Genomic DNA, 26,589 nt, shown 5'->3' with positions numbered 1-26,589 from the left:
ATCCGCAGCGGAAAGGAGAATAAAATGAATAACGTGGCGCAGGAATACCGTGCAACGATTGAAGCATTATCCCAACGATTGGATCATGGCGAGCGCGATGTTGATGCGTTGGTGGCCGAGGCGCGGCAAAGTTTGCTGGCGAAAAAAACGTTGTCACCCGCCGAGGTCAATGAAGTGATGCGCGCCGTGCGGCGCGATTTACACGAGTTTGCGCTGAGCTATCAGGAGTCTTCTGATGTGGTCGGCGATTCAGTGTTTTTGCGCGTGATTCGTGAAAGCCTGTGGAAAGAGCTGGCGGATATCACCGATAAAAGTCAGCTCGAGTGGCGTGAAGTGTTTCAGGATTTGCGCCATCACGGCGTCTACCAGAGCGGTGAAGTGGTGGGGCTGGGGAATTTAGTCTGTGAGAAGTGCGGCTTCACACGGGCGATTTATACGCCAGAGAGCTTAACGCGCTGCCCGGAGTGCGGGCACGATCAGTTCCAGCGCCAGCCGTTTGAACCCTGATTTTATGAATGTATAACCCCCGCGCGATGAATCGCGCCGCTACGGGTACGAGCACTTATCGTAGCGGCGCGATTTATTGCGCTAATCAGTGCAGGATCTTCGCCAGGAAGTCTTTCGCACGATCGGATTGTGGATTGTTAAAGAAGTCATCCTTATTGGTGTCTTCGATAATTTTCCCTTCATCCATAAAGATCACGCGGTTAGCGACTTTGCGCGCAAAGCCCATTTCATGCGTTACCACCATCATGGTCATGCCTTCATTCGCCAGCTCAACCATCACGTCCAACACTTCGTTGATCATTTCAGGATCAAGCGCTGACGTCGGCTCATCAAACAGCATCGCCACCGGATCCATGCACAACGCACGCGCGATTGCCACGCGCTGCTGCTGGCCGCCGGAAAGCTGGCCGGGAAACTTATCCGCGTGCGCAGAGAGCCCAACACGTTTTAGCAAGCCCTGCGCTTTCTCACGTGAGGCCGCTTTATCACGCTTCAGCACTTTGACCTGCGCCAGCGTCAGGTTCTCGATGATGCTGAGATGAGGGAACAGCTCGAAATGCTGGAACACCATGCCCACTTTGCTACGCAATTGAGCGAGGTTGGTTTTTTTGTTGTTCACTTCGGTGCCGGTCACCTGAATGCTGCCCTTTTGAATCGGCTCCAGGCCGTTCACGGTTTTAATCAGCGTTGATTTACCTGAGCCAGACGGACCGCAGACCACTACCACTTCACCTTTTTTCACTTCGGTGGAGCAGTCGGTCAGCACCTGAAAGTGCCCATACCACTTTGAAACATTTTTCAGGCTAATCATTTAAACCGTCCTCTTTCTTTTCAGATAGGTAACCAACAGCGAAGCGCTCAGGCTGATCACAAAGTAGACCAGACCAGCAAACAAAATCATTTCAACCTGGGTTCCGTCACGCTCACCTATGGTCGAAGCGGTGCGGAAGAAATCGGCCAGGCTCAGTACATACACCAGCGAGGTATCCTGGAACAGCACGATGCCCTGCGTCAGCAGCAGCGGCACCATGGCGCGGAACGCCTGCGGCAATACGATCAGTTTCATCGATTGCCAGTGCGTCATGCCGAGCGCCAGCGCGGCATTGGACTGCCCGCGTGAGATGCTCTGAATACCGGCGCGGATGATTTCCGAGTAGTACGCGGCCTCAAAGAGCGCAAATGCCACCATGGCAGAAATCAGGCGGATATCTGATTTAGGCGATAAGCCCAGCACCTGTTGCAGGAAGGCGGGCACCACCAAATAGAACCACAGCAGCACCATCACCAAGGGTACGGAGCGGAACAGGTTGACGTACAGCTTGGCAAACCAGCGTATCGGCGCAATCGGCGACAAGCGCATCACCGCCAAAATCGTGCCCCAGATAATGCCAAACACCACGGCAATCGCGGTGATCTTGAAGGTAATGATCAACCCGTTCCACAAGTAAGGCAGGCTGGGAACAATTGAACTCCAGTCAAACTCGTACATTATTTGCCTCCCATATTGCCAGGCAGGCGAATTTTGCGTTCTACCACACTCATAATCAGCATGATGACCAGGTTAATGCCGACGTACGCCAGAGTGATGGCGGTAAAGGATTCATAGGCATGCGCGGAGTAATCCAGCAGCTTGCCGGCCTGCGCCGCCATATCCACCAGTCCGATGGTTGAGGCGATCGCCGAGTTCTTCACCAGATTAAGCATTTCCGACGTCATCGGCGGCACAATCACGCGATAGGCATTCGGCAGCAGCACATAGCGATAGGTTTGCGGCAGCGTCAGGCCCATCGCCAGGCCGGCATTTTTCTGACCGCGTGGCAGCGACTGAATCGCCGCGCGTACCTGTTCACAGACGCGCGCTGCGGTGAACAAACCAAGGCAAATCGTCGAGGAGACGAAGAACTGAATATTGGGATCCAATTCTGACTTAAACCACATGCCCAGCTTTTCGCCCACCAGTTCTGGCGCAACCAGATACCAGAAGAAGAACTGCACAATAAGTGGGATATTACGGAATAGCTCCACGTAGCAGGTGCCAATTGCCGCCAACAGGCGGTTGGGCACGGTACGCAGAATGCCAAATAAGGAACCTACCAGGAAGGCGATAATCCAGGCGCAGCAGGACACCGCAATGGTGACCTGAAAACCGGACCACAGCCAGCCGAGGTAAGTCGTATTGCCGAACGGGGCCTGTTCAAGAAAAATGCCCCAGTTCCAATCGATACCCATAACGAGCTCCGGTAAAAAAAGGGTAGCGAGGCTACCCATAAGATTGTTGAGCGGTGTCTTGCATCCTGCTTCAGGGGAACGGCCTGTTACAGTCTGTCTGTCCGCACCGCATGTTCAGCAATCGAGAGGGCAGCGGGGCTGCCCTTGTTGTCGTTGTTAATTCAGAGTGCTTTGTCGTTCGGTGCTTTGAACAGGGCCTGCATATCGCTTGAGAGTTCGAAGTTCAGGTTCAGATTCTTCGGTGGAATCGGTTTTTTGAACCAGGTTTCAAACCATTTTGAGGCTTCGCCAGAGGTTTGCGCTTTAGCAATGGTTTCATCCATCAGCTGTTTGAACTGTGGATCCTGATTACGCAGCATGCAGCCGTAAGCTTCTTTCGACTGCGGTGTACCCACGATGTCCCAGTTGTCTGGCTTCTTGGCTTTGGCACGTTCACCTGCCAGCAGCGCGTCATCCATCATGAAGGCCACAGCACGACCGGTTTCCAGCGTACGGAAAGAATCGCCATGATCTTTCGCGCTGATGATACGCATATCCATTTTTTGCTCGTCGTTCAGTTTGTGCAGCAGAACTTCTGAAGTGGTACCGGAGGTCACGACAACGGTTTTACCCTTCAGATCAGGGAAATCTTTGATGTCGCCGCCTTTTTTCACCAGCAGACGCGTACCGATGATGAACACGGTGTCAGAGAATGCCGCTTGCTTCTGACGCTCCAGGTTGTTGGTGGTAGAACCGCACTCAAAATCGTAAGTTCCGTTCTGCAACAGAGGAATACGGTTCTGCGAAGTAATCGGCAGCATTTTGATCTGCAAATCAGGCTTATTCAGTTTGGCTTTAATAGCCGCGATGATGGCGTTTGAATAATCCTGTGAATAGCCAACCACTTTTTGCTGGTTGTCATAGTAAGAAAAGGGAACTGATGATTCACGATGCCCAACGACGATCACGCCGCTATCATTGATTTTTTTCAGGGTACCGGTGAGATCTTCCGCCTGGGCCGCTCCCGCTGCTGCTCCCAACAGCAAAAGAGATAATGCCACTTTGCGTATCTGCATGTTCCAACTCCTTCGTATGGATGTCGCGCAGAACATAAACTGCGCAGATTGTGATGTTGTGTGTATTTCGTGCTGCTTTTTTTGTTATCCCATAGCGCAACTGCACGCAGGATAGTGATTAACATAGCGAATTGTTAACGCAATGAAACAAAAAAGTTTCTTTTTTGCGAGCCGCTCCGCACCAATAAAAGGCAAAAATTCCCCGATGCGCTAATAGAGTGCGCATCATTGCCATAAATTAGTGCGTAAAGGTTGCACTACGCTGACAAAAGCCGATGTTTGCGAAAATCACTGAAATAAATAGCAATGATCGTGCCAGCACGATGAAGAAGTGTAAAAAGCCAGCAGAGAATCGGGGAAAGCACCACGGAAGGAAGAGAAAACAGCGCATAAAAAAGGCGAAGTATTCACTTCGCCTTTTTGCATAGCTGCCTGAACTAGTGGCGACGGCGCAGAATGGCCACCACAATGCTAATCAACGTCACTAGCCACACTGGCCAGATGCCCGCTTTCGCATACGGCGTTTCACCCTTGGTTGGCGTGACTTTGGCTTCCAGCACATTGCGTGTGAACTGCGGCAACGCTTTCTCCACCTCACCATTGGCATTTACTACTGCGGTAACACCGTTATTGGTAGAGCGCAGTAACGGACGTCCCAGCTCCAGCGCACGCATGCGCGCCATCTGGAAATGCTGCCACGGTCCGATGGAGTGACCGAACCAGGCATCGTTGGAGACGGTCAGCAGGAAGTTGGTATCGGGACGGAAGTTGGCGCGCACTTGTTCGCCCAGCACGATCTCATAGCAGATAGCGCTGGTCAGGTGATAACCCGCTACTTTCAGCTGCGGCTGGACATAGGCGCCACGGCTGAAGGAGGACATCGGCAAATCGAAGAACGGCGCCAGCGGACGCAGCAACGCTTCCAGCGGCACAAACTCACCAAATGGCACCAGATGATTCTTCTGATAGCGGTTCTGGCTTTGATAGCTGTAAGGCAGCTCACCACCCAGCACAATTACCGAGTTATAGTCGTGATAGCGATTATCGCCTTCCACGCGAGAATCCACGATACCGGTAATCAGTGAGCTGCCGCGCGCGCGCAGGTCAGCATCCAGCGCCCGCAGGAACGGCTGCTGGTTGCTTTCCAGATCGGTAATCGCTGATTCGGGCCAGATAATGATCGGTGCTTTGCCGATAAACGGCTGGCTATAGGAGGTGTAAACGCGCAGCGTGTTCAGCAGTTGCTGCGGATCCCACTTCATCGACTGCGGAATATTGCCTTGCACCATCACAACATCAACGCTGCGTTCCGGCAGCGGCTGATACCACTGCATCATGCGCAGCGGCCACGGCAGTAACAGCAGGAGCGCGGCGGCTATCAAGCTTTTCACGGTACGATGATGCAGCGCGTGCACCAGCAGGCCCGCGATCACCATTAACAGGAAGGTAATGGTTTCCACACCGGCCAGCGGCGCGAGGCCTTTTAGCGGACCGTCAATCTGGCTGTAGCCAAACTGCAGCCACGGAAAGCCGGTGAGCACCCAACCGCGCAGGAACTCGCTAATCTGCCACAGCGCGGGTGCCGCTAAAGCCAAACGCCAGATTGTGGCGCGCGGCCAGAAACGGTTGAGCAGGATGGCAAACAGCATCGGATAAAGCGACAGATAAGCCGCCAGCAGAATCACCAGTAAGATGTTTACCGGGCCGGGCATGCCGCCAAAGGTGGCGATGCTGACGTAAACCCAATTGATGCCGCTGCCAAACAGTCCAAAGCCCCAAGCGAAGCCGATTGCCGCAGCCTGCGCAGTGCGACGTTCCAGCAGCAACAGTTGCAGACCAAACAGCGAAATTATCGCCGCAGGCCAGAAATCGTAGGGGGAAAAGGAAAGGGTGCCAATGGCACCCGTAACTAACGCCAGCAGCAGGCGAACCCGCTGCTGCGAGTAAAGAGAGGCTAAAGCCATAAAGTTATTCGTCTTCCAGTTGCGGTTGTGGTGAGTCTTCCGGAATTTTTACATGCACCTGGATGATACGGCGGCTGTCAGCCATGGCGACTTTGAACTGATAGCCATCAATAACAATACTTTCGCCGCGAGCGGGAAGGTGGCCGAATCCCTGCATGACCAATCCGCCAATGGTATCGACTTCGTCATCGCTGAAATCGGTGCCAAAGACCTCATTAAAATCTTCAATTGGCGTTAAGGCGCGCATGGTATAGGTGTAACGATTGAGCTGGCGGATATCACGATCTTCTTCATCGTCATACTCATCTTCAATTTCGCCAACAATCAGCTCAAGAATATCTTCAATGGTCACCAGACCAGAGACGCCACCAAATTCGTCAATGACAATCGCCATGTGATAACGCTGCGAGCGGAACTCCTTCAGCATGCGATCGACGCGCTTGCTTTCAGGAACCACCACGGCGGTGCGCAGCACTTTTTCCATGCTGAACGGCTCAGACGCGCTGGCCATAAACGGCAGCAGGTCTTTGGCCATCAAAATGCCTTCGACGTGGTCTTTGTCTTCGCTGATCACCGGGAAACGTGAGTGGGCGGATTCAATAATCACCGCAAGGCACTCTTCCAGCGTTTGGTTGCGTTTCAGGGTGATCATTTGCGAGCGAGGGATCATGATGTCGCGCACGCGCTGTTCGGCAATGTCCAGCACCCCTTCGAGCATGTCGCGGGTGTCCTGATCAATCAGCTCTTTTTGCTCAGAATCGCGGATTAACCCCAGCAGTTCATCACGGTTTTTAGGTTCACCGTGAAACAGTTGGTTGATTAACAGGGAGAAAAATCCCTTTTTACTACTGGGTGCGTCGCTGTTTTGAGAATGGTCGTCGCTCATGGCGTTTTTATTTCGTTCTCTCTAATGAGGGATTGGGGCTGCTAGCATCCGCGCCAGCAGCGCAATAACCTGAACCAGCGGCTCAGGCGTCTTCTTTCTCCGAAATGTACGGATCAGGATAACCAAGAGCAAGCATTATCTCGGTCTCCAGCGCCTCCATCTCTTCGGCTTCTTCATCTTCGATATGGTCGTAACCCAGCAGATGCAGCGTACCGTGCACCACCATATGCGCCCAGTGGGCTTCGACGGTTTTGCCTTGTTCAGCAGCCTCTTGCTCGACAACCTGACGGCAAATAATCAGATCGCCGAGCAGTGGCAGTTCAATCCCCGGCGGTGCTTCAAACGGGAATGACAGCACGTTGGTCGGCTTATCTTTGCCGCGATAAGTCAGATTAAGCTCATTACTCTCGGCTTCATCCACCAGACGAATCGTGACTTCGCTTTCTGGTTGAAACGGCGTTACCGCCGCTTCCAGCCAGCGTTGAAAATCACTCTCCGCTGGCAGATGGTTTTCATCGGCGCAGGCCAGTTGTAAATCAAGAATCACCGCGCTCATGAACGCTCCTGCGGGCTGGTTTGGCTGGCAAGCTGAGCCGCGATAGCTTCGCGTTTGCGCTCTTCTGCCTGTTGATCACGGCGTTTCTGGTCGGCGGTTTCCCAGGCTTCATAAGCATTCACGATGCGTGCGACAACCGGATGACGCACCACGTCTTCGCTGTGGAAAAAGTTAAAGCTAATCTCATCGACTTCTGCCAGCACTTCAATGGCGTGGCGCAGGCCGGATTTGGTGCTGCGCGGCAAGTCAATCTGCGTGATATCGCCGGTAATGACCGCTTTCGAATTAAAGCCGATACGCGTCAGGAACATCTTCATCTGTTCGATAGTGGTGTTCTGGCTCTCATCGAGAATCACAAAGGCGTCGTTCAGCGTGCGTCCGCGCATGTAGGCCAGCGGAGCTACTTCAATCACGTTGCGCTCAATCAGTTTCTCTACGCGCTCAAAGCCGAGCATTTCGAACAGCGCGTCGTACAGCGGGCGCAGATAGGGATCGACCTTCTGGCTGAGATCGCCGGGCAGGAAGCCGAGTTTCTCACCCGCTTCAACCGCCGGACGCGTCAGCAGAATACGGCGAATCTCCTGACGCTCCAGCGCATCCACTGCGGCAGCGACCGCCAGATAGGTTTTACCGGTACCGGCCGGGCCGATACCAAAGGTAATGTCGTGCGAGAAGATATTGGCGATGTATTGCGCCTGGTTAGGGGTACGCGGTTTGATTACGCCACGCTTGGTTTTGATGTTCACCGCTTTGCCGAATTCCGGCACGCTCTCAGCGCTCTGTTCCAGAACGCCGCTCTCTTTGATTGCCAGGTGAATCTGGTCCGGTTCGATATCTTTGATCTGACCGCGCATTGGGGCGGTATCAACATACAGCGTGCGCAGGATATTGACGGCAGCGTCCACACACAGCGAGCGGCCGGTAAGCGTGAATTGGTTGTCACGGCGTTTGATTTCAAGGCCCAAACGGCGCTCCAGCTGTTTCACATTGTCATCCATCGGACCGCACAAGCTCATCAGTCGTTGGTTATCTGCCGGTTCAAGGGCGATTTCACGCGTTTCGATATTCAAATGAATCCTTAAGGTCACTCAGGGCCAGTTGAAAAGGTGTGCCGGATGTCGAAGAGCAATCTCTCCACATCTTTATGAAATTATTTATGGCGCTGCGCACTGGCGCAAGCTTCAGAGTCGATATTTGGGCAGCACTTGTGGAAAGCAAGGGCCTGGGGATGAAACAGGCGACAGCGCTTTGTGCGCTATCGCTCAACGTTCGAGGTTTCAAGGCTGGAACAGTCCGACGCCGATGTCGTTCTCTTTGCGGGTACGCGCAATCACTGACGCCGGGCTTTCGGCCACACGGAGCGCCATTTGATCTTCGGTGCGCACCAGCACGCCGCGCAGGGAGCTGGCATAGACATCAACAATTTCGACATCAACAAACTTCCCGATCATTTCAACCGGTGCTTCGAAGTTCACCACGCGGTTATTATCGGTGCGGCCGGTCAGTTCCATCACATTTTTACGCGAAATGCCTTCCACCAGCACGCGCTGCGTGGTGCCCAGCATGCGGCGGCTCCACGCCATCACCTGCTGATTGATGCGGTCCTGCAGGATGAAAAGACGCTGCTTTTTCTCCTCTTCTGTCACATCGTCGGGCAGATCGGCGGCCGGCGTGCCTGGGCGCATGGAGTAGATAAAGCTGAAGCTGACATCGAAATTCACTTCACCGACCAGCTTCATGGTCTGCTCAAAATCCTGCTGCGTTTCGCCGGGGAAACCGATGATGAAATCAGAGCTCAGCTGGATATCCGGACGTGCGGCTTTCAGCTTGCGGATAATCGCTTTGTACTCGAGTGCGGTGTGCGCGCGCTTCATCAGCGTCAGGATGCGATCTGATCCGCTCTGAACCGGCAGATGCAGGAAGCTCGCCAGCTCGGGTGTATCGCGGTAAACCTCGATGATGTCATCGGTAAATTCAATAGGATGGCTGGTGGTGAAGCGAATACGGTCAATGCCGTCGATCGCCGCCACTAAGCGCAGCAACTCAGCAAAGGTGCAGATATCGCCATCAAAGGTGGCGCCGCGATAGGCGTTGACGTTCTGGCCCAGCAGGTTGACTTCACGTACGCCCTGAGCGGCAAGCTGGGCGATTTCCAGCAGAATATCGTCGCTCGGACGGCTGACTTCCTCGCCGCGCGTGTAAGGCACCACGCAGAAAGTACAATATTTGTTGCAACCTTCCATGATCGACACAAAGGCGGTTGGGCCATCGGCGCGCGGTTCTGGCAGGCGATCAAACTTCTCAATTTCAGGGAAGCTGATGTCAACAACCGGGCTTTTACTGCCGCGCACGGTGTTAATCATCTCCGGCAGACGATGTAAGGTCTGCGGGCCAAAGACGATATCGACGTAACTGGCGCGCTGGCGCAGACGTTCACCTTCTTGTGAGGCCACGCAGCCACCCACGCCGATGATCAGATCGGGATTGCTCGCTTTCAGCTTTTTCCAACGGCCTAACAGAGCAAAAACCTTCTCCTGCGCCTTTTCACGGATGGAGCAGGTGTTGAGCAGCAGAACGTCCGCCTCTTCAGCTTCCTCGGTAAGGGTGTAGCCGTGCGTGCTGTTCAGCAGATCGGCCATCTTCGATGAATCGTATTCATTCATCTGACAGCCCCAGGTTTTGATGTGCAGTTTTTTGGTCATCGAACTAGCCATTGATTCAAGCGAAGTGCAGGGCGCGTATTGTAATGCTTCGACGCTGTTGTTACCAGGCTTCACGCATCTGCATCGCATCGCGCTGCTAATTTCCGGTACACTTTAGCTATCAACGTGATGCTGGAAGGTTTCACGGCAAAAAGAAGGATTAGAGTCGATGCAGGATTCACATTTTGATGTGGTGATCGTGGGCGGTGGCATGGTTGGTGCGGCGCTGGCGTGTGGCCTGGCGCAGCAGCAGTTTCGCGTAGCGGTCATTGAACGGGCGGAACCGGCAAGCTTTGATGCCGGCAGCGAGCCAGATGTGCGTATCTCCGCCATCGGTGCGTCGTCGGTTGCGCTGCTGCAGCAACTGGATGTCTGGCAGCGTGTGCAGGCGATGCGCTGTGCGCCCTATCGCCAGCTGGAAACCTGGGAGTGGCAAAACGCGCATGTGAAGTTTGATGCGGCGTCGCTTGGGTTGCCCGAGCTGGGCTTTATGGTGGAAAACAGCGTGCTGCAGCGTGCGCTGTGGGAAAAAATGCAGCAAGAGGGCATCACACTGATCTGCCCGGCGAGCTTGCAGGGTTTGCAGCCGCACAGCGCTGGCTGGCAGGTGCAACTCGATAACGGCCAAACGTTGGATGCGCGTTTAGTGGTCGGCGCAGATGGTGCTAACTCGCGTGTGCGTCAGTTAGCGGGTATTGGCGTGCGCGGCTGGAACTATGCGCAATCCTGCATGCTGATAAGCGTGGAGTGCGAGCAGGAGGCGGGCGATGCCACCTGGCAGCAGTTTACGCCGCAAGGGCCGCGCGCTTTCCTGCCGCTGTTTGATCGTCGTGCTTCGCTGGTGTGGTACGACGCGCCAGCACGAATTCGTCAGCTGCAAAGTTTGCCGCTCCCGCAACTGGAGAAAGAGATTTATGCTCACTTCCCGGCACGCGTTGGCCGTATTCAGGTCAAAACTGCGGCCTCTTTCCCGCTGGTGCGACGTCATGCAACACGTTATGTGATGCCGGGATTGGCGCTGGTGGGGGATGCGGCGCACACCATCAATCCGCTGGCCGGACAGGGCGTTAATTTGGGCTATCGGGATGTGAATGCGTTGATCACGACGCTGGTCGAGGCGCGCAACCAGGCGGAGCTCTGGTCATCGGATGCTGTGCTGCAGCGTTATCATCGTCAGCGTTACAAAGATAATTTACTGATGCAGGGCGGTATGGATCTGTTCTACTTCGCGTTTAGCAATAAACTGCCGCCGCTGCGTTTTGCGCGAAACTTGGCGCTGATTGCGGCGGAGAATGCCGGAGAGTTGAAACGTAAGGTGCTGCGTTACGCATTAGGTTTGTGATTGTATGGAGCGCATTGATGCGCTCTTGGTTAAAAGTTTGCTCGCCACTTTGCCAAACGCAGAAAACAATAAAGCCCGCATAAGCGGGCTTTATTGTGCAATTTGGCTGGGGTGCAGGGATTCGAACCCCGGAATGCTGGTATCAGAAACCAGTGCCTTACCGCTTGGCGACACCCCAATAGGTGTTTGATCAAATTGTCTTTTTATGGCTGGGGTGCAGGGATTCGAACCCCGGAATGCTGGTATCAGAAACCAGAGCCTTACCGCTTGGCGACACCCCAATAATTTGGTGGCTACGACGGGATTTGAACCTGTGACCCCATCATTATGAGTGATGTGCTCTAACCAGCTGAGCTACGTAGCCTTTGTACTGCTTACTGCGTCCGACGATGGCTGGGATACCTGGATTCGAACCAGGGAATGCCGGTATCAAAAACCGGTGCCTTACCGCTTGGCGATATCCCATTCGTCGACTTTGTATCCACAACATAATCCGGATTGGCTGGGGTACCAGGATTCGAACCTGGGAATGCTGGTATCAAAAACCAGTGCCTTACCGCTTGGCGATACCCCATCCGGCTGCCGAAGACTGAAATGGTGCGGGAGGCGAGACTTGAACTCGCACACCTTGCGGCGCTAGAACCTAAATCTAGTGCGTCTACCAATTTCGCCACTCCCGCAAAAAGATGGTGGCTACGACGGGATTTGAACCTGTGACCCCATCATTATGAGTGATGTGCTCTAACCAGCTGAGCTACGTAGCCATCTTTTTCGCGTAACCTTCATCGGCGTTGCGGGGCGCATTATGCGTATTGAGTCTTGTAGCGTCAACAATTTTTTTGCCGTTTTTCGCCTTAAAACGCCTGTTTGTCTGGCTTGTAACCAGGCTGGTGATTTATTCGGCTAATTTCACAGGCTGTACGATAGATTGCATAAAAAAGGGGCTCGAATGAGCCCCATATCTTGTTGAGTAAAAACCTTATTTATACGCGGACTGATGCACACCAACGGCACGACCAGAAGGGTCATCCATGGATTTAAAGGCTTCATCCCACTCGATCGCTTTAGCCGAAGAACAGGCCACCGACGGACCGCCTGGCACACACTCTGCGGCGCTGGCGATTGGGAACAATTCCTCAAAGATTTCGCGATACAGGTACGCTTCTTTCGAGTTCGGCGTGTTGTACGGGAAGCGGAAGTGCGCAGTCGACAGCTGTTGGTCGGTGATTTGCTTCGCCGCCACTTCTTTCAGCGTATCGATCCAGCTGTAGCCCACACCATCAGAGAACTGCTCTTTCTGACGCCACGCCACGCTCTCCGGCAGGTAAGAAGAGAAACATTCGCGTAGGATGTGTTTTTCCATCTTGCCGTTGCTGCCGCACAGTTTGTCTGCCGGGTTGATGCGCATCGCCACGTCGAGGAATTTCTTGTCGAGGAACGGCACACGCGCTTCCACGCCCCAGGCGGACATCGCTTTGTTGGCGCGAGCACAGTCAAACATGTGCAGAGCCAGCAGTTTACGTACGTTCTCTTCGTGGAATTCTTTGGCGTTTGGCGCCTTATGGAAATAGAGGTAGCCGCCAAAGACTTCATCCGCACCTTCACCGGACAACACCATTTTGATGCCCATCGCTTTGATCTTACGCGACATTAAATACATCGGCGTAGAGGCGCGAATGGTGGTCACATCATAGGTTTCGATGTGGTAAATCACGTCACGGATCGCATCCAAGCCTTCCTGCACGGTGAAATGGATTTCGTGGTGCACGGTACCGAGGTGTTCTGCGACTGATTTCGCTGCTTTCAGGTCTGGAGAACCTTCCAGGCCAACCGCGAAGGAGTGCAGCTGCGGCCACCATGCATCGCTCTTATCCGCATCTTCAACACGTTTCGCAGCAAAGCGTTTGGTCACGGCAGAGATGATGGATGAGTCCAGGCCGCCAGACAGCAGAACGCCGTAAGGCACGTCAGACATCAGGTGACTTTTTACTGACTCTTCCAGCGCATGTTTCAGCTCGGCGGCATCCGTGGTGTTGTGCTCAACAGCGGAATATTCCATCCAGTCACGCTGCCAGTAACGACGGATTTCACCATCGGCGCTCGACATGTAGCTTCCCGGCGGGAACTCTTTGATGCTGCGGCACACCGGCACCAGCGCTTTCATCTCGGAAGCGACATACAGGTTGCCGTGCTCGTCGTTGCCCATATACAGCGGGATAATGCCGATATGGTCGCGACCAATCAGATATTGTTGCTTCACGCTGTCCCACAGAATGAAGGCGAACATGCCTTGCAGCTCGTCGAGGAAATCGACGCCTTTTTCCTGATACAGCGCGAGGATCACTTCACAGTCAGAACCGGTCTGGAAAGCGTAACGATCGCTCAACTCAGCACGCAGCGCCTGATGGTTGTAAATTTCGCCGTTAACAGCCAGTACGTGGGTGTGGTCAGCGTTATACAGCGGCTGTGCGCCGTTGTTAACGTCAACAATCGACAGACGCTCATGCACCAGAATGGCTTTATCATCCGCATAAACACCTGACCAATCCGGGCCGCGGTGACGCATCAGACGAGAAGATTCCAGCGCTTTCTTGCGCAGCTCAATAGGATCGCTTTTCAGATCCAGCACACCAAAAATTGAACACATAACTGACTCCTGATCTCACCTTGTGGCGAAGTTATTTCTACGTTTGTCCGGCAGCCTTGGCTGCGTGATGTATAAGAAAATGCGCTAAATGGCGGTGTTAGTGCAAGCATAATTGCGATTCTTTGATAAAAAGAATGTTGATGGGCAAATAATATTGAATATTATTCAATTGATAAGCGTTTATTTTAGATGTCATCTAATAAAACTGCATTATCGTTCGTTTTGTAGGCATAAGGCGAGCGGTAAAGAAAGGCATAACCACAGAAAAAACAAAAGCCCTGCATAAGCAGGGCCATAAGAAGAGGTAATGGCTGGAATCAGAACAGGTCGATATCGGCGACCGATGGGTAAATCCAATCCGGGCGGAAAGGCATCGCATCAATATCACTCAGTGTGGAAACGCCAGACAGCACCAGAATGGTTTCCAGACCCGCCTGGAAGCCTGCCAGAATGTCTGTCCGCAGGTTATCGCCCACAATGACCGTCTCTTCCGAATGCGCATGCATTTTGTTTAACGCTGCGCGCATGATGTACGGACTCGGTTTTCCGACGTAAAACGGTTTACGGCCGGAGATGGTTTCGATACCGGCGCAGAGTGCTCCGCAGGCAGGAACAAAGCCGCGTGCATGTGTATCGGGATTAGTGGCGATAAAGCGGGCGCCATTGGCCACGAAGAAAGCGGCTTTGTGCATCATTTCCCAATTGAAGGAGCGGGTTTCGCCGACGATAACGAAATCTGGATTAACGTCAGTGATGGTGAAGCCAGCTTTATACAGCTCATGAATCAGCGCACCTTCGCCAATTACGTAGGCTTTTTTCCCTTCCTGACGGCGCAGGAAATCGGCGGTGGCCATCGCCGAGGTGTAAAACACCGAATCTGGTACGTCAATGCCGGCGTTGGCAAAGCGGTTCGCCAGATCCGGCGCGGTTTGCGAAGGATAGTTGGTCAACACCACCAACGGCATATCCTTCGCCAGAATTCGCTGCAGAAATTCTTTCGCGCCGGGAACGGCGGTATTGTCATGCATCAACACGCCGTCGATGTCACAGATTACGCTTTTAATCGTCATAGATTGCATCCGGTCGGGCCTGCTTGACAGCAGGCTGGTGATTACTCTTCCAGCAGATGTTGCAGCAAAATGCCATTCAGCATTGCGCGTTTTGCCAACGCAAAGGCGCCAATCGCCGAGCGATGATCGAGCTCGGAACGCACCACCGGCAGATTTTTACGAAAGGCAGGCAGCGTCTGCGTATTGATACACCCTTCAATAGCAGGAAACAGTACTTTATCCGCTTCAGTGATTTCACCGGCCAACACCACTTTTTGCGGATTGAACAGGTTGATGGCGATAGCAATCGCCTTGCCTAAATAGCGGCCGACATGTTCAATCACTTCGCACGCCAGCGCGTCGCCATGATTAGCGGCGCGGCAAATCTGCGGCATCAGGCAATCATTCAACGTTAATGAACTGGGATAGCCTTGATTCAGCAAGTGACGCACGCGGTTTTCAATCGCGCCGTTAGCCGCAATGGTTTCCAGGCAGCCAAAGTTACCGCAGTGGCAGCGTTCACCCAGCGGATCAACCTGAATATGGCCAATCTCGCCCACGTTGCCGTTACTGCCGAGGAAAATGTGGCCGTTGGCGATGATTCCGGCACCGGTGCCGCGATGCAAACGCACCAGAATGGAGTCTGCGCAATCGCGACTTGCACCGAAGTAGTGCTCGGCCAGCGCCAGGCTACGGATGTCATGACCAACAAAGCTGGTGACGTTGAAGCGTTTTTTCAGGCTGGAAACCAGCGGCCAATGACTTACCGCGATGTGCGGCATGTAGCGAATGATGCCGTTAATGGGATCGACCAATCCGGGCAGAATCACCGAGATAGCAATCAGTTCATGAATCTTACGCTGATGCGCGGCCATAAAGGCGCTGATGGCATTGAACAGCGCGTTCTCCAGCGTTTCCTGCGTGCGCTCGGGCAGCGGATAATCTTCCTGCGCCAGCGATTTCCCGCTCAGATCAAACAGCGTCAACGTCGCGTCATTACGCCCTAAGCGCACGCCGATAGTATGAAAATGACGGGTTTCAGTAATGATGGAGATCGCGCGACGCCCACCGGTGGAGGCTTGTTGCTCCACCTCTTTGATAAGGCCGCGCTCAATGAGCTGGCGGGTAATTTTGGTGACACTGGCGGGCGCAAGCTGACTGTGTTCGGCAATCTGAATGCGCGAAATTGGCCCCTGCTGATCGATTAGCCGATAAACGGCTGCACTATTGAGTTGTTTAACAAGATCAACATTTCCTATTTGAGACTGGCCGCCAGTGGTCATTCAATGCTTACTCGCTGAGGACGTTGTCTCCGTTGACGAACGTCTTAGTGATTTGATAATCGCGGGTAAAGACAGTCAGGTTGGCGACTTTTCCTGCTTCGACCGTGCCTAACTGCTTCTCCACACCCATCGCCTGCGCTGGATAGAGCGTCGCCATACGCAGCGCTTCATCAAGAGCGATACCGCAATGTTCAACGCTGTTCTGCACCGCTTCAATCATGGTCAAGGCAGAACCGCTGAGCGTACCGTTCTCGTCAACGCACAGGCCATCGCGATAGTATATTGTTTTGCCTGCAAAAATAAATTGATCAATCGATGCGCCCGCCGGTGCTGTGGCATCCGTCACTAACACCAGCTTGTCGCCTTTAATGCGTTTTGCATTGCGCACATTAGCGTAATGGACATGTAAACCATCCGCAATGATGCCGCAGTATACATCAGGCGAATCAAACAGCGCACCGATCAGACCTGGCTCACGTCCAGCGAAGGTTGGCATGGCATTGTAGAGATGCGTAGCAAAGCTGACGCCCGCGCTGAAGCCAGTTTTTGCTTCTTCATAGGTCGCGTTGGAGTGACCCGCTGACACGATGATGCCGGCATCACGCAGCTGACGAATCACCTCGCTGCCCGTATTTTCAGGTGCCAGCGTGACTTTAGTGATGACGTCGGCATTGGCGCAGAGGAAATCCACCAGCTCGGCATCCGGCAGGCGAATTAATTCAGGATTGTGCGTACCTTTTTTAGCTTTATTCAGCCACGGACCTTCCAGATGCAGGCCGATTGCCTGATTCTGATGCTTAGCCAGGTAGGCGCGCATGGTTTCGACTGCGCGTCTCATCAGCGCATCGGTGCTGGTAATCAGTGTTGGCAAATAGCTGGTGCAGCCTGATTTCTCGTTGGCGCGTTGCATGATCTCCAGCGTCTCAACGCTTAATGCATTGATGTCATCATTGAACTGCACGCCGCCGCAGCCGTTAAGCTGCAAATCAATAAAACCAGGAGCGATAAACGCACCAGCCACATCCTGCTGTGCAATTGCCGCGTCCAGGGCATCACGCGGACACACGCGCTCAATCAGGCCATCTGCAATCACAACTGCATGATTGTCCAGAATTTCATGACCAGTAAAAATCCGGCCGTTCACTAATGCGTACATCGTTTCTCTCTCCCGGCTAAGCCTGCTGCCTGAAAGCAGCAGGTTTTGTTACAACGTGTTTTCACACACCTTTCATATTTTCCGCTTCCATTTCGCGGAAATATTTCACGGTTTTCACTTTCAGTTCCATGGTGGCTGGCTCGTCACATACCACGACAGATTTGGCATGCAGCTGCAGGCAGCTAATGGTCCACATGTGGTTGACGTTACCTTCAACCGCAGCCTGCAGCGCTTGCGCTTTCAGGTGGCCGGTAACCAGAATCATCACTTCTTCAGCATCCAGCAGCGTACCGACACCAACCGTCAGGGCGTATTTCGGCACCTGATCCACATCACCATTAAAGAAGCGTGAGTTTGCAATGCGCGTATCGTGCGTCAGGGTTTTGATGCGGGTACGTGAGGAGAGGGAAGAAGCCGGTTCGTTAAAGGCGATGTGACCATCGTTGCCCACGCCGCCCATAAACAGGTTAATTTTGCCGTAAGCGCGGATCTTCTCTTCGTATTGGCGACATTCTGCGTCAATATCTTCGGCATTACCATTCAGAAGATTGATATTTTGCTGTTGAATATCAACATGATCGAAAAAGTTACGGTACATGAAACTGTGGTAACTTTCCGGATGCTCTTTTGGCAGGCCAACGTACTCATCCATGTTGAAGGTGACGACGTGCTTGAAACTAACCTGGCCCGCTTTGTGCATATCGATCAGGTGCTTGTAAGCTTCCAGCGGTGTTCCACCGGTTGGCAGACCCAGCACGAAGGGACGTTCTGCGCTAGGATTGAACGCATTAATGCGGTTAACAATGTGGCGTGCAGCCCATTTACCCACTTGGGTCGGTGTGGCCAAAGGGATCAGTCTCATGTCTTCACCTCAATTAAGATTGGAAATGTGGAGTTGCCGTTTCTCTGACAGTTTTTGCCCTTAAGCGTAATGCGTTTAAGCGTAGCCACCAGGGATAAGTGCGACTCGATATTTTTTATCATAAAATAAGTTTGTGGTGCTGGCTAGCATTTCGCATTATCAAACCACCATTTTGGTGATTAAAATCACAGTTGTAGTGGTTTTAATTTGCGAGGCGAATTAATTTATCTTTACACTGCGCCTCGTGGTGAAAAGTGTCATCAAGGTACCGGGCGACGGGATAATAAAATCAACCTGCGCCCCGGCAAAACGCCAGTCTCATAGGGGGAGAATAAGGTGAGTATTCTAGGATATCTGCAAAAGGTCGGCCGCGCGCTTATGGTGCCGGTAGCGACTTTGCCGGCAGCGGCAATCTTGATGGGCGTTGGATACTGGATCGATCCAGATAGCTGGGGCGCAGGCAATGCGCTGGCAGCACTGTTGATCAAATCCGGTTCGGCAATCATCGACAATATGCCAGTGCTGTTTGCCATTGGTGTGGCATACGGTATGTCAAAAGATAAAGATGGCGCTGCAGCTTTAACCGGTTTTGTCGGCTTTCTTGTTGTGACCACACTCTGTTCTCCGGCAGCGGTGGCAATGATTCAGAAGATGCCGGTGGAGCAAGTTCCCGCTGCCTTCGGTAAAATTAATAACCAGTTTGTTGGCATTCTTGTCGGGATTCTTTCTGCTGAAGTCTATAACCGCTTTAGTCATGTTGAACTGCCAAAAGCGTTGTCCTTCTTTAGCGGTCGCCGTCTGGTGCCGATCCTTGTATCGTTCCTGATGATCCTGGTTGCGTTCATTCTGATGTATATCTGGCCGATCATTTTCGGTGGACTGGTAAGTTTTGGTGAGCATATTCAGAAGCTGGGTTCCGTCGGTGCGGGCATCTACGCCTTCTTTAACCGTCTGCTGATTCCTGTTGGCTTACACCACGCATTGAACTCGGTATTCTGGTTCGATGTTGCCGGTATCAACGATATTCCTAAATTCCTTGGCGGCGCGCAGTCTATCGCTGAAGGTACAGGTATCCCAGGCATCACCGGTCGTTATCAGGCGGGCTTCTTCCCAATCATGATGTTTGGTCTTCCAGGTGCAGCGCTGGCAATTTACCACTGCGCACGCCCGGAAAACCGCGCTAAAGTCGGCGGCATTATGCTGGCGGCGGCCTTTGCCGCCTTCTTTACGGGTATCACTGAACCGCTGGAATTCTCCTTTATGTTCGTGGCGCCGGTGCTGTATGTGATTCACGCGGCACTGACCGGTCTTTCAGTTTTCATCGCCGCGAGCATGCAGTGGATTGCCGGTTTCGGCTTCAGTGCGGGTCTGGTGGATATGGTGCTGTCAACGCGTAACCCGCTGGCGGTGCACTGGTGGATGCTGATCCCACAAGGTCTGGTGTTCTTCGTTATCTACTACGTGGTATTCCGCTTCACCATCCAGAAATTCAACCTGATGACGCCGGGCCGCGAACTCTCTGCGGGCGATGAAACCGATGGTTATGACGTCAATGTCGATAACAGCGGCAACGGTGAAAGCCAAACTGAATCTCTGGCGCGTCGTTATATTGCGGCGGTAGGTGGCTCAGAAAACCTGACCAACATCGATGCCTGTATCACACGTCTACGTCTGAACGTTAAAGATTCCGCGCAGGTTAATGAAGGTGTCGCTAAACGTCTCGGCGCTTCAGGTGTGATTCGTCTGAACAAGCAGAGCGTACAGGTTATTGTCGGTACGCAGGCGGAAAGCATTGCAACAGCAATGAAAACCGTACTGAGCAAAGGTCCAGTTGCGGCATCTGCCGCGGCGTCAACGGCTGCTCCTGCTGCTGCAGTAAAACCGCAGGCGGTGCTGAACAGCGAAAAAGCCGTGATCGCTACGCTGCTGGCGCCAGTAACCGGTGACATCGTTACGCTGGAAAATGTGCCTGATGAAGCATTCGCCAGCAAGGCAGTCGGTGATGGTCTGGCCATCAAGCCAACCGGCAAAACCGTGGTTGCGCCAACCGCCGGAACCGTGGTGAAGATCTTCAATACCAACCATGCGTTCTGCCTTGAGGCGGAAAACGGCGTCGAGATCGTGGTACATATGGGGCTGGATACAGTAGCGCTGGAAGGCAAAGGCTTCACGCGTCTGGTTGAAGAGGGCGCAACGGTCACTGCAGGTCAGCCAATCCTGGAAATGGATCTGGACTTCCTCAATGCCAACGCCCGCTCGATGATCAGTCCGGTTGTGGTCAGCAATAGCGATGATTTCGCTGGTCTGAATTTACTGGCAACCGGTTCAGTGGTTGCAGGCGAAACCCCGCTGTACGAGGTTAAAGGCTAAGTCCTTGTGATTGAGCCAGAAGGCAGGAAGCGATTCCTGCCTTTTTTGTTTTAAAACGACCAACAAACGGTTGTTTCCCTCCTGCGCTTTGTGGATCATACTCCGTTACTTCGTGGTACAAATCACCCGTTATAGTTTTTGAGGATTTTGAGATGAGTGAGGCTGAAGCCCGCCCAACGAACTTTATTCGTCAGATCATCGACGAAGATTTGGCGAGCGGTAAGCACAACAGTGTGCATACCCGTTTCCCGCCTGAGCCCAATGGTTATCTGCATATTGGCCATGCGAAATCTATCTGCCTGAACTTTGGTATCGCGCAAGACTATCAAGGTCAGTGCAATCTGCGTTTCGACGACACTAACCCAGTTAAAGAAGATCTGGAGTTTGTCGAATCCATTAAGCGTGACGTGCAATGGCTGGGCTTTGAGTGGAGCGGCAACATTCGTTACTCCTCAGACTACTTCGACCAACTGTTCAACTATGCGGTTGAGCTGATCAACAAAGGTCTGGCTTACGTTGATGAACTGTCGGCGGATGAGATCCGTGAGTATCGCGGTTCACTGACGGCGCCGGGTAAAAACAGCCCATACCGCGATCGCAGCGTGGAAGAAAACCTGGCGCTGTTCCAGAAGATGCGCGATGGCGGTTTCGAAGAGGGCAAAGCCTGTTTGCGTGCCAAAATCGACATGGCGTCCAGCTTTATCGTGATGCGCGATCCGGTACTGTACCGCATTAAGTTTGCCGATCACCATCAGACCGGCAGCAAGTGGTGCATCTACCCGATGTACGACTTCACTCATTGCATTTCGGATGCGATCGAAGGCATTACGCACTCTCTCTGCACGTTGGAGTTCCAGGATAACCGTCGTCTGTATGATTGGGTGCTGGATAACATCACCATTCCGGTTCATCCGCGTCAGTACGAGTTCTCACGCCTAAATCTGGAATATGCGGTGATGTCGAAGCGTAAACTGACTCAGCTGGTGAGCGAGAAGGTGGTAGAAGGCTGGGACGATCCGCGCATGCTAACCGTTTCGGGTCTACGTCGTCGTGGTTATAGCGCCGCTTCTATCCGTGAGTTCTGCCGCCGTATTGGTGTGACCAAACAGGACAATATCGTGGAGATGGCTTCACTGGAATCGTGCATTCGTGACGATCTCAATGAAAACGCACCGCGTGCGATGGCGGTAATGGATCCGTTGAAAGTGGTGATCGAGAACCTGCCTGCAGGTCACGATGAGATCATCACTATGCCGAATCATCCGAACAAACCGGAGATGGGCACGCGTGAAGTGCCATTCAGCCGTGAAGTGTGGATCGATCGCGCTGACTTCCGTGAAGAAGCCAACAAGCAGTACAAACGTCTGGTGCTGGGTAAAGAAGTGCGTCTGCGTAATGCTTACGTGATCCGTGCCGAACGTGTGGCGAAGGATGCTGAAGGCAATATCACCTGCATCTATTGCACTTGTGACGTTGATACGCTAAGCAAAGATCCGGCCGATGGCCGTAAAGTGAAAGGCGTTATCCATTGGGTTTCTGCAATCCACGCGCTGCCAGCGGAATTCCGCCTGTACGATCGTCTGTTCAGTGTGCCAAATCCGGGCGCGGCTGAGGATTTCCTCACCACCATCAACCCAAACTCACTGGAAATCAAACAGGGCTTCGTTGAGCCTGGTTTACGTGCTGCCGATTCGATGGCACCGTACCAGTTCGAACGTGAAGGCTATTTCTGTGCTGATAGCGTCTATTCACAGCCCTCCAGGCTGGTGTTTAACCGCACTGTAGGTTTGCGTGATACCTGGGCAAAAATCGGCGATTAATAGTTTTAGTCGCGAGCACGATAAGATCATGAAAGGGCGAGCAATCGCCCTTTTTTATTATCTCAATTTGGCCAGATACGACCTTTTATGCTGCACGCCTCAATCCGCCTTTAATTCCCTATTTGCGACTATTCTGACTTTAGAAAAATTAACCCATTTGGCAGTGTGAAAAACTTTTTTTCAGGTAGGCTATGCGCTCTCAGACGTTGCTCTGCGGCTTATCTAAGGAAAAAAAATGACAACTCTCGCCCAGGAAGCCAGGCATAGCGTGGTGGTTTTACATCAGCTTATTGAACGTATTTTCAATCAGGCGGAAGGCAGCGACGACAGCATTGATCTGTTTTTGTCGCACTTTCATCCCGAGTTCAAAATGGTCACGCCGCAAGGCAAACGATTGGACCTCAATGAAATGGAAGTGCTGTTTCGCCAGTTGCAGGGGCAGCGTGAAGGCATGCGCATTGCCACCAGTGAGCACGCCATCATCTCGCAGCAAAGCGAGGAAGTGACGATTCAGTATCGTGAATTACAGATGATGAACGGCATCAATCAGAGCCGCATTTCACTGGCGGTATTGGATTGCAGCACCGCCATTCCGCGCTGGCGCTACCTGCAGGAAACGCTTGTCGCCTGATTACAGGCATAAAAAAACCGGCTCAAGCGCCGGCTTTTTTTATACTGCATAGCACACTCAATTACTTATCGTGGAGCGTATCGTCTTCGCGGCAGTCTCCCAGAGCACAATGACCGTACAGGTACAGGCTGTGGTTGCTGAGCTTAATGCCGTGGCGAGTGGCAATTTCACGCTGACGCGTTTCGATTGATTCATCGCTGAATTCTATAACTTTGCCACAATCCAGGCAGATCAAGTGATCGTGGTGATGCTGCTGAGTCAATTCGAAGACAGATTTGCCGCCTTCAAAGTTGTGACGGGTTACGATGCCCGCGTCGTCAAACTGGTTAAGAACGCGATACACCGTTGCCAGACCAATCTCTTCGCCCATATCAATCAGGCGCTTATACAAATCTTCCGCACTGACGTGATGGGACTCTGGGCCGGGTCCCTGAAGCACTTCCAGAATTTTCAGTCTGGGTAGCGTGACTTTCAGGCCAGCCTTCTTCAATGCGGAGTTGTTGTCAGTCATGCGGATATTGTCCTGTTACTTTGCTAGTCACTTGCGGCGCAGGGGCCTTGAATGTTTAGGTCAACGCGCATTCTCATTTGCGTCTCATTATAGAACTCAAGCAGTGAAATGAAAACCAAGGCAACGTCCTTAATCACCAAAGGTTGTAAGGATATCGTCACTAACGTCTTCAAGACGCTTGGGTTTTGGATTCCATTTCACTCAGCCTCATTCTACTGCCAGAGGAATAAGCGGATGACCATTGCGGGTATTCTACAGATTTGCGGGGAAAAGTTAAAAAACCGTAGCTATTATTTTTATAGGAAATTCCGTTACCCGATGTGAGGCAGTGCGCACATCGGGCAGAGCAGGGAATTAAGCTTCAATAATCTCTTTCAGCTGCAGCTCATCAAAGATCTGCTTCACCCACTTCTCAACGCGTTCGTTGGTCAATTCCGGCTGACGGTCTTCGTCAATGGCCAAACCAAGGAAGTTTTTGTCATCGGCCAGGCCTTTAGAGGTTTCGAAGTGATAGCCTTCGGTTGGCCAGTGACCGACGATCACCGCACCATTCGGCTCAATGATGTCACGAATAGTGCCCATCGCATCACAGAAGTACTCGGCGTAATCTTCCTGATCGCCACAACCAAACAGCGCTACCAGCTTGCCATTGAAATCAATCTCTTCCAGCGTCGGGAAGAAATCATCCCAGTCACACTGCGCTTCGCCGTAATACCAGGTTGGGATACCCAGCAGCAGGATGTCGAACGCTTCGAGATCTTCTTTGGTGCTCTTAGCAATGTCATGCACTTCGGCGACATCTTTACCCAGTTGTTTCTGGATCATCTTTGCAATGTTTTCAGTGTTGCCGGTATCGCTGCCGAAGAAAATGCCTACGATTGCCATGGGTTAGGTAACCTCTTAAATCCTGATTGTGAAAGTAAGTCAGTTGACTGCACAGTTATGTGAATAATAGCAGACCGGTAAAAAGTGCGGAACGTATAAAGCCGTGACTTTGTGTTCCAGCGTGCGGTCTTCGCGCGTTACGACAGTTTGAGCTGTGCCAGCAGCATTTGTTCAATCAATTCGCTGCGACTGATGTTTTGCTGATCGGCCAGCGTGCTGAGGGCGTCAACCGCCTCGCTCGACATCTTCAGCTCAACACGACGCAGCCCACGCACTTTATCGCGCTTGAGCTGATTGCGTTTGTTGATGCGTAACTGTTCATCACGCGTCAGCGGGCTGGTTTTCGGGCGACCAGGACGCCGCTCGTCTGCGAAGAGATCAAGCGTAGTGCGGTCTGTCTGTTCTTTTGCCATGGTTTGTAAAACTGAGTGGGCGCGAACGGCGGAAAGGCGCTGCGCGATTAAAACATTATCGGCCCGACCACGGCGAAAAAATATCCGTGGCAAATTTTTAGCGCGACATCATACTCCAGCGCCTTCCCTGACGCCAACCCTAAAGCGCAAGCGGCAAGCTTTTGCTTTTACAGGTTAAAAAAACGCCGAACGGCGCGTAACACCGCATCGGGTTTCTCGGCGTGCACCCAGTGTCCAGCACCGCTGATCACATGTGCATGTGCCTGCGGGAACTGACGCAGCAGCGCATCGCGATGTTGATTATCCAGATAAGGCGAGTCGCCGCCGCGGATAAACAGCGCCGGATGCGGCCACGCAGGAATCTCTTCCCAGCCGGAAATGGTGCTGTAGTTATCCCACAGCACCGGCACATTAAAGCGCCATTCGCCCTCTGCGAAAGATTTGAGGATGAACTGGATCACGCCTTCTTCATCTATATGCTGACGCATTACTTCAGCGGCTTCGCTGCGGCGCGTGACGCCCGCGGCGCTCACGGCCCGAATAGCGGCAAAAATTTCGTCATGGCGGCGCGTTTGGTAATCAACGGGCGCGATATCGATCATCACCATTTTATCGATACGTTCCGGCGCGATGGCACTCAGTGCCATGGCGATTTTGCCGCCCATTGAGTGGCCAATCACACCCGCGCGATCGATATGGTACGCATCCAGCGTTTCGACAATGTCCTGCGCCATCACGTGATAATTCATCTCATCGCTACGCGCCGACAAGCCGTGATTGCGCACGTCAACTTGCAGCGTCGGACGTGCGTCACGCACCCCACGCGCCAGCACGCCAAGGTTATCAAGGCTGCCAAAAAGACCATGGATCAACAGAATCGGCGTGGCATTGGGGGCAGATTGTTCAGTTTGCAGACGGGCGTTCAAAATCATGGCTAAAGTTCTTACGGTTGTGACCTTGGCTTAGGTTATCATGGATTCACCTGTCCAGCAGTCAGGCCGGTGGGCATTAGGGCATATTCCGACTTTTGCCCGTAAACGTTGCCAACGCTATCGGCTGCCACGGATTTAACTTTATAATCCTTATGTTAGAGCCCGCTCACGTTTTGCACGACTGGATTTTGCTAAGGACGTTGCAAGAATGCGTGGTTCTGTCATTTGCCAGAATCGTACGGAAAAAGATGAAAACGATTGAAGTTGACGAAGAACTCTACCGTTATATTGCCAGCCACACGCAGCACATTGGTGAAAGCGCCTCAGATATTTTGCGCCGCATGTTGAAGTTCACCGCCGGACAGAGCGCACCCGCTGCGCCCGCCGCTGGTGCATCAATCAAAGAAGCGCAACCTGCCAGCCGTGAAGCGCGTCCTCAGGATCGCGTCCGTGCGGTACGTGAGCTGCTGCTTTCCGATGAATATGCCGAGCAGAATAAGGCGGTTAACCGCTTCATGTTGGTACTGTCAACGCTCTATCGTCTTGATCCGGCTGCGTTTGCTGAAGCTACTGCCTCGCTGCAGGGCCGTACCCGCGTCTACTTTGCGGGCGACGAGCACACGCTGCTGCAAAATGGCACCCATACCAAGCCGAAGCACGTTCCCGGCACACCGTACTGGGTGATCACGAACACCAATACAGGTCGCAAATGCAGCATGGTGGAACACATCATGCTGGCTATGCAGTTCCCACAGGAACTGACAGAGAAAGTTCGCGGCACCATTTAAC

At 52.8% G+C, this 26,589-nt stretch carries 24 protein-coding genes and 7 tRNA genes; 6 read left to right on the top strand and 25 right to left on the bottom strand.

All coding sequences use genetic code 11. From position 1 onward, the window contains the following. The first annotated feature begins 24 nt into the window (after window positions 1–24). A complete protein-coding gene (locus tag PZBJ_RS15765; protein WP_007890691.1) occupies window positions 25–507 on the top strand; it encodes a zinc ribbon-containing protein in 483 nt (160 codons plus the stop codon). Between the two features lie 85 nt (window positions 508–592). Here the strand turns inward: PZBJ_RS15765 and PZBJ_RS15760 are convergent, their stop codons facing one another. The 9 genes from PZBJ_RS15760 to miaB form a co-directional block, all read right to left on the bottom strand. Beyond that, window positions 593–1,318: an amino acid ABC transporter ATP-binding protein gene (locus PZBJ_RS15760; protein WP_008103661.1), complete on the bottom strand. Its 726-nt coding sequence runs from the start codon at window positions 1,316–1,318 to the stop codon at window positions 593–595. Continuing rightward, the gene (gene gltK, locus PZBJ_RS15755; protein ID WP_101763247.1) at window positions 1,319–1,996 is read right to left on the bottom strand and encodes a glutamate/aspartate ABC transporter permease GltK; all 678 of its coding nucleotides are present in this window, start codon (window positions 1,994–1,996) and stop codon (window positions 1,319–1,321) included. Next, entirely contained in the window at window positions 1,996–2,736 is a 741-nt protein-coding gene (locus PZBJ_RS15750) for an amino acid ABC transporter permease (protein ID WP_061717388.1), read from the bottom strand. The genes gltK and PZBJ_RS15750 overlap by 1 nt, the downstream gene beginning before the upstream one ends. A gap of 161 nt (window positions 2,737–2,897) precedes the next feature. Then, window positions 2,898–3,791 (bottom strand): glutamate/aspartate ABC transporter substrate-binding protein, encoded by an 894-nt coding sequence (locus PZBJ_RS15745; protein ID WP_101763246.1) that lies wholly within the window; start codon window positions 3,789–3,791, stop codon window positions 2,898–2,900. 437 nt (window positions 3,792–4,228) lie between these two features. Beyond that, window positions 4,229–5,755, bottom strand: a complete 1,527-nt coding sequence (gene lnt, locus PZBJ_RS15740; RefSeq protein WP_101763245.1) for an apolipoprotein N-acyltransferase — start codon at window positions 5,753–5,755, stop codon at window positions 4,229–4,231. 4 nt (window positions 5,756–5,759) lie between these two features. Further along, window positions 5,760–6,641: a CNNM family magnesium/cobalt transport protein CorC gene (corC, locus tag PZBJ_RS15735; protein ID WP_101763244.1), complete on the bottom strand. Its 882-nt coding sequence runs from the start codon at window positions 6,639–6,641 to the stop codon at window positions 5,760–5,762. A gap of 82 nt (window positions 6,642–6,723) precedes the next feature. Further along, window positions 6,724–7,197, bottom strand: a complete 474-nt coding sequence (ybeY, locus tag PZBJ_RS15730; RefSeq protein ID WP_008103651.1) for an rRNA maturation RNase YbeY — start codon at window positions 7,195–7,197, stop codon at window positions 6,724–6,726. Further along, window positions 7,194–8,267, bottom strand: coding sequence for a PhoH family protein (locus PZBJ_RS15725; protein ID WP_101763243.1), 1,074 nt, complete (start codon window positions 8,265–8,267; stop codon window positions 7,194–7,196). The genes ybeY and PZBJ_RS15725 overlap by 4 nt, the downstream gene beginning before the upstream one ends. Before the next feature lie 207 nt (window positions 8,268–8,474). Continuing rightward, window positions 8,475–9,899: a tRNA (N6-isopentenyl adenosine(37)-C2)-methylthiotransferase MiaB gene (gene miaB, locus PZBJ_RS15720; RefSeq protein WP_101763242.1), complete on the bottom strand. Its 1,425-nt coding sequence runs from the start codon at window positions 9,897–9,899 to the stop codon at window positions 8,475–8,477. A gap of 169 nt (window positions 9,900–10,068) precedes the next feature. Between miaB and ubiF the strand changes: the two genes are divergently transcribed. Next, window positions 10,069–11,241 carry a 3-demethoxyubiquinol 3-hydroxylase gene (gene ubiF / locus PZBJ_RS15715; protein ID WP_101763241.1) on the top strand — a complete coding sequence of 391 codons (1,173 nt, stop codon included), beginning with the start codon at window positions 10,069–10,071 and terminating at the stop codon, window positions 11,239–11,241. Window positions 11,242–11,344: 103 nt separating this feature from the next. Here ubiF and PZBJ_RS15710 read toward each other — a convergent pair. The 12 genes from PZBJ_RS15710 to nagB form a co-directional block, all read right to left on the bottom strand. After that, a tRNA-Gln gene (locus PZBJ_RS15710) sits at window positions 11,345–11,419 on the bottom strand. A gap of 28 nt (window positions 11,420–11,447) precedes the next feature. Next, window positions 11,448–11,522: transfer RNA gene (locus PZBJ_RS15705), tRNA-Gln, on the bottom strand. A gap of 6 nt (window positions 11,523–11,528) precedes the next feature. Beyond that, window positions 11,529–11,605 (bottom strand) — tRNA-Met (locus PZBJ_RS15700). 26 nt (window positions 11,606–11,631) lie between these two features. Then, window positions 11,632–11,706 (bottom strand) — tRNA-Gln (locus PZBJ_RS15695). A 34-nt stretch (window positions 11,707–11,740) separates the two neighbouring features. Then, window positions 11,741–11,815, bottom strand: a tRNA-Gln gene (locus PZBJ_RS15690). A gap of 21 nt (window positions 11,816–11,836) precedes the next feature. Next, a tRNA-Leu gene (locus PZBJ_RS15685) sits at window positions 11,837–11,921 on the bottom strand. Window positions 11,922–11,928: 7 nt separating this feature from the next. Continuing rightward, window positions 11,929–12,005, bottom strand: a tRNA-Met gene (locus PZBJ_RS15680). A 215-nt stretch (window positions 12,006–12,220) separates the two neighbouring features. Continuing rightward, window positions 12,221–13,888 (bottom strand): asparagine synthase B, encoded by a 1,668-nt coding sequence (gene asnB, locus PZBJ_RS15675; protein WP_008107047.1) that lies wholly within the window; start codon window positions 13,886–13,888, stop codon window positions 12,221–12,223. 317 nt (window positions 13,889–14,205) lie between these two features. Continuing rightward, window positions 14,206–14,958 (bottom strand): HAD-IIA family hydrolase, encoded by a 753-nt coding sequence (locus tag PZBJ_RS15670; RefSeq protein WP_101763240.1) that lies wholly within the window; start codon window positions 14,956–14,958, stop codon window positions 14,206–14,208. A gap of 41 nt (window positions 14,959–14,999) precedes the next feature. After that, complete coding sequence (gene nagC, locus PZBJ_RS15665) at window positions 15,000–16,220, bottom strand: DNA-binding transcriptional regulator NagC (protein WP_101763239.1); 1,221 nt, start codon at window positions 16,218–16,220, stop codon at window positions 15,000–15,002. A 7-nt stretch (window positions 16,221–16,227) separates the two neighbouring features. Next, window positions 16,228–17,376, bottom strand: a complete 1,149-nt coding sequence (gene nagA, locus PZBJ_RS15660) for an N-acetylglucosamine-6-phosphate deacetylase (RefSeq protein WP_101763238.1) — start codon at window positions 17,374–17,376, stop codon at window positions 16,228–16,230. 61 nt (window positions 17,377–17,437) lie between these two features. Next, the gene (nagB, locus tag PZBJ_RS15655; RefSeq protein ID WP_101763237.1) at window positions 17,438–18,238 is read right to left on the bottom strand and encodes a glucosamine-6-phosphate deaminase; all 801 of its coding nucleotides are present in this window, start codon (window positions 18,236–18,238) and stop codon (window positions 17,438–17,440) included. Between the two features lie 342 nt (window positions 18,239–18,580). Between nagB and nagE the strand changes: the two genes are divergently transcribed. The 3 genes from nagE to PZBJ_RS15640 all read left to right on the top strand — a co-directional run bounded on the left by nagE (window position 18,581) and on the right by PZBJ_RS15640 (window position 23,059). Beyond that, window positions 18,581–20,608, top strand: a complete 2,028-nt coding sequence (gene nagE, locus PZBJ_RS15650; RefSeq protein ID WP_101763314.1) for an N-acetylglucosamine-specific PTS transporter subunit IIBC — start codon at window positions 18,581–18,583, stop codon at window positions 20,606–20,608. A gap of 152 nt (window positions 20,609–20,760) precedes the next feature. After that, window positions 20,761–22,428 (top strand): glutamine--tRNA ligase, encoded by a 1,668-nt coding sequence (gene glnS, locus PZBJ_RS15645; RefSeq protein ID WP_101763236.1) that lies wholly within the window; start codon window positions 20,761–20,763, stop codon window positions 22,426–22,428. Window positions 22,429–22,663: 235 nt separating this feature from the next. Further along, a complete protein-coding gene (locus PZBJ_RS15640) occupies window positions 22,664–23,059 on the top strand; it encodes a hypothetical protein (protein ID WP_101763235.1) in 396 nt (131 codons plus the stop codon). A gap of 61 nt (window positions 23,060–23,120) precedes the next feature. Here the strand turns inward: PZBJ_RS15640 and fur are convergent, their stop codons facing one another. The 4 genes from fur to ybfF all read right to left on the bottom strand — a co-directional run bounded on the left by fur (window position 23,121) and on the right by ybfF (window position 25,800). Further along, the gene (gene fur, locus PZBJ_RS15635) at window positions 23,121–23,570 is read right to left on the bottom strand and encodes a ferric iron uptake transcriptional regulator (protein WP_007890672.1); all 450 of its coding nucleotides are present in this window, start codon (window positions 23,568–23,570) and stop codon (window positions 23,121–23,123) included. 354 nt (window positions 23,571–23,924) lie between these two features. Then, window positions 23,925–24,455: a flavodoxin FldA gene (gene fldA / locus PZBJ_RS15625; RefSeq protein ID WP_101763233.1), complete on the bottom strand. Its 531-nt coding sequence runs from the start codon at window positions 24,453–24,455 to the stop codon at window positions 23,925–23,927. Between the two features lie 137 nt (window positions 24,456–24,592). Next, the gene (gene ybfE, locus PZBJ_RS15620; protein ID WP_007890670.1) at window positions 24,593–24,868 is read right to left on the bottom strand and encodes a LexA regulated protein; all 276 of its coding nucleotides are present in this window, start codon (window positions 24,866–24,868) and stop codon (window positions 24,593–24,595) included. A 167-nt stretch (window positions 24,869–25,035) separates the two neighbouring features. Continuing rightward, window positions 25,036–25,800, bottom strand: a complete 765-nt coding sequence (gene ybfF / locus PZBJ_RS15615; protein WP_101763232.1) for an esterase — start codon at window positions 25,798–25,800, stop codon at window positions 25,036–25,038. Window positions 25,801–26,048: 248 nt separating this feature from the next. On the opposite strand from ybfF, the gene seqA reads away from it, so the two are divergent. After that, complete coding sequence (gene seqA / locus PZBJ_RS15610; protein WP_101763231.1) at window positions 26,049–26,588, top strand: replication initiation negative regulator SeqA; 540 nt, start codon at window positions 26,049–26,051, stop codon at window positions 26,586–26,588. Window position 26,589: the final 1 nt, after the last annotated feature.

It is taken from the genome of Pantoea endophytica, from assembly GCF_002858935.1.
Taxonomy (GTDB): domain Bacteria; phylum Pseudomonadota; class Gammaproteobacteria; order Enterobacterales; family Enterobacteriaceae; genus Pantoea; species Pantoea leporis.
This window is presented reverse-complemented; position numbering and strand designations above follow the sequence as displayed.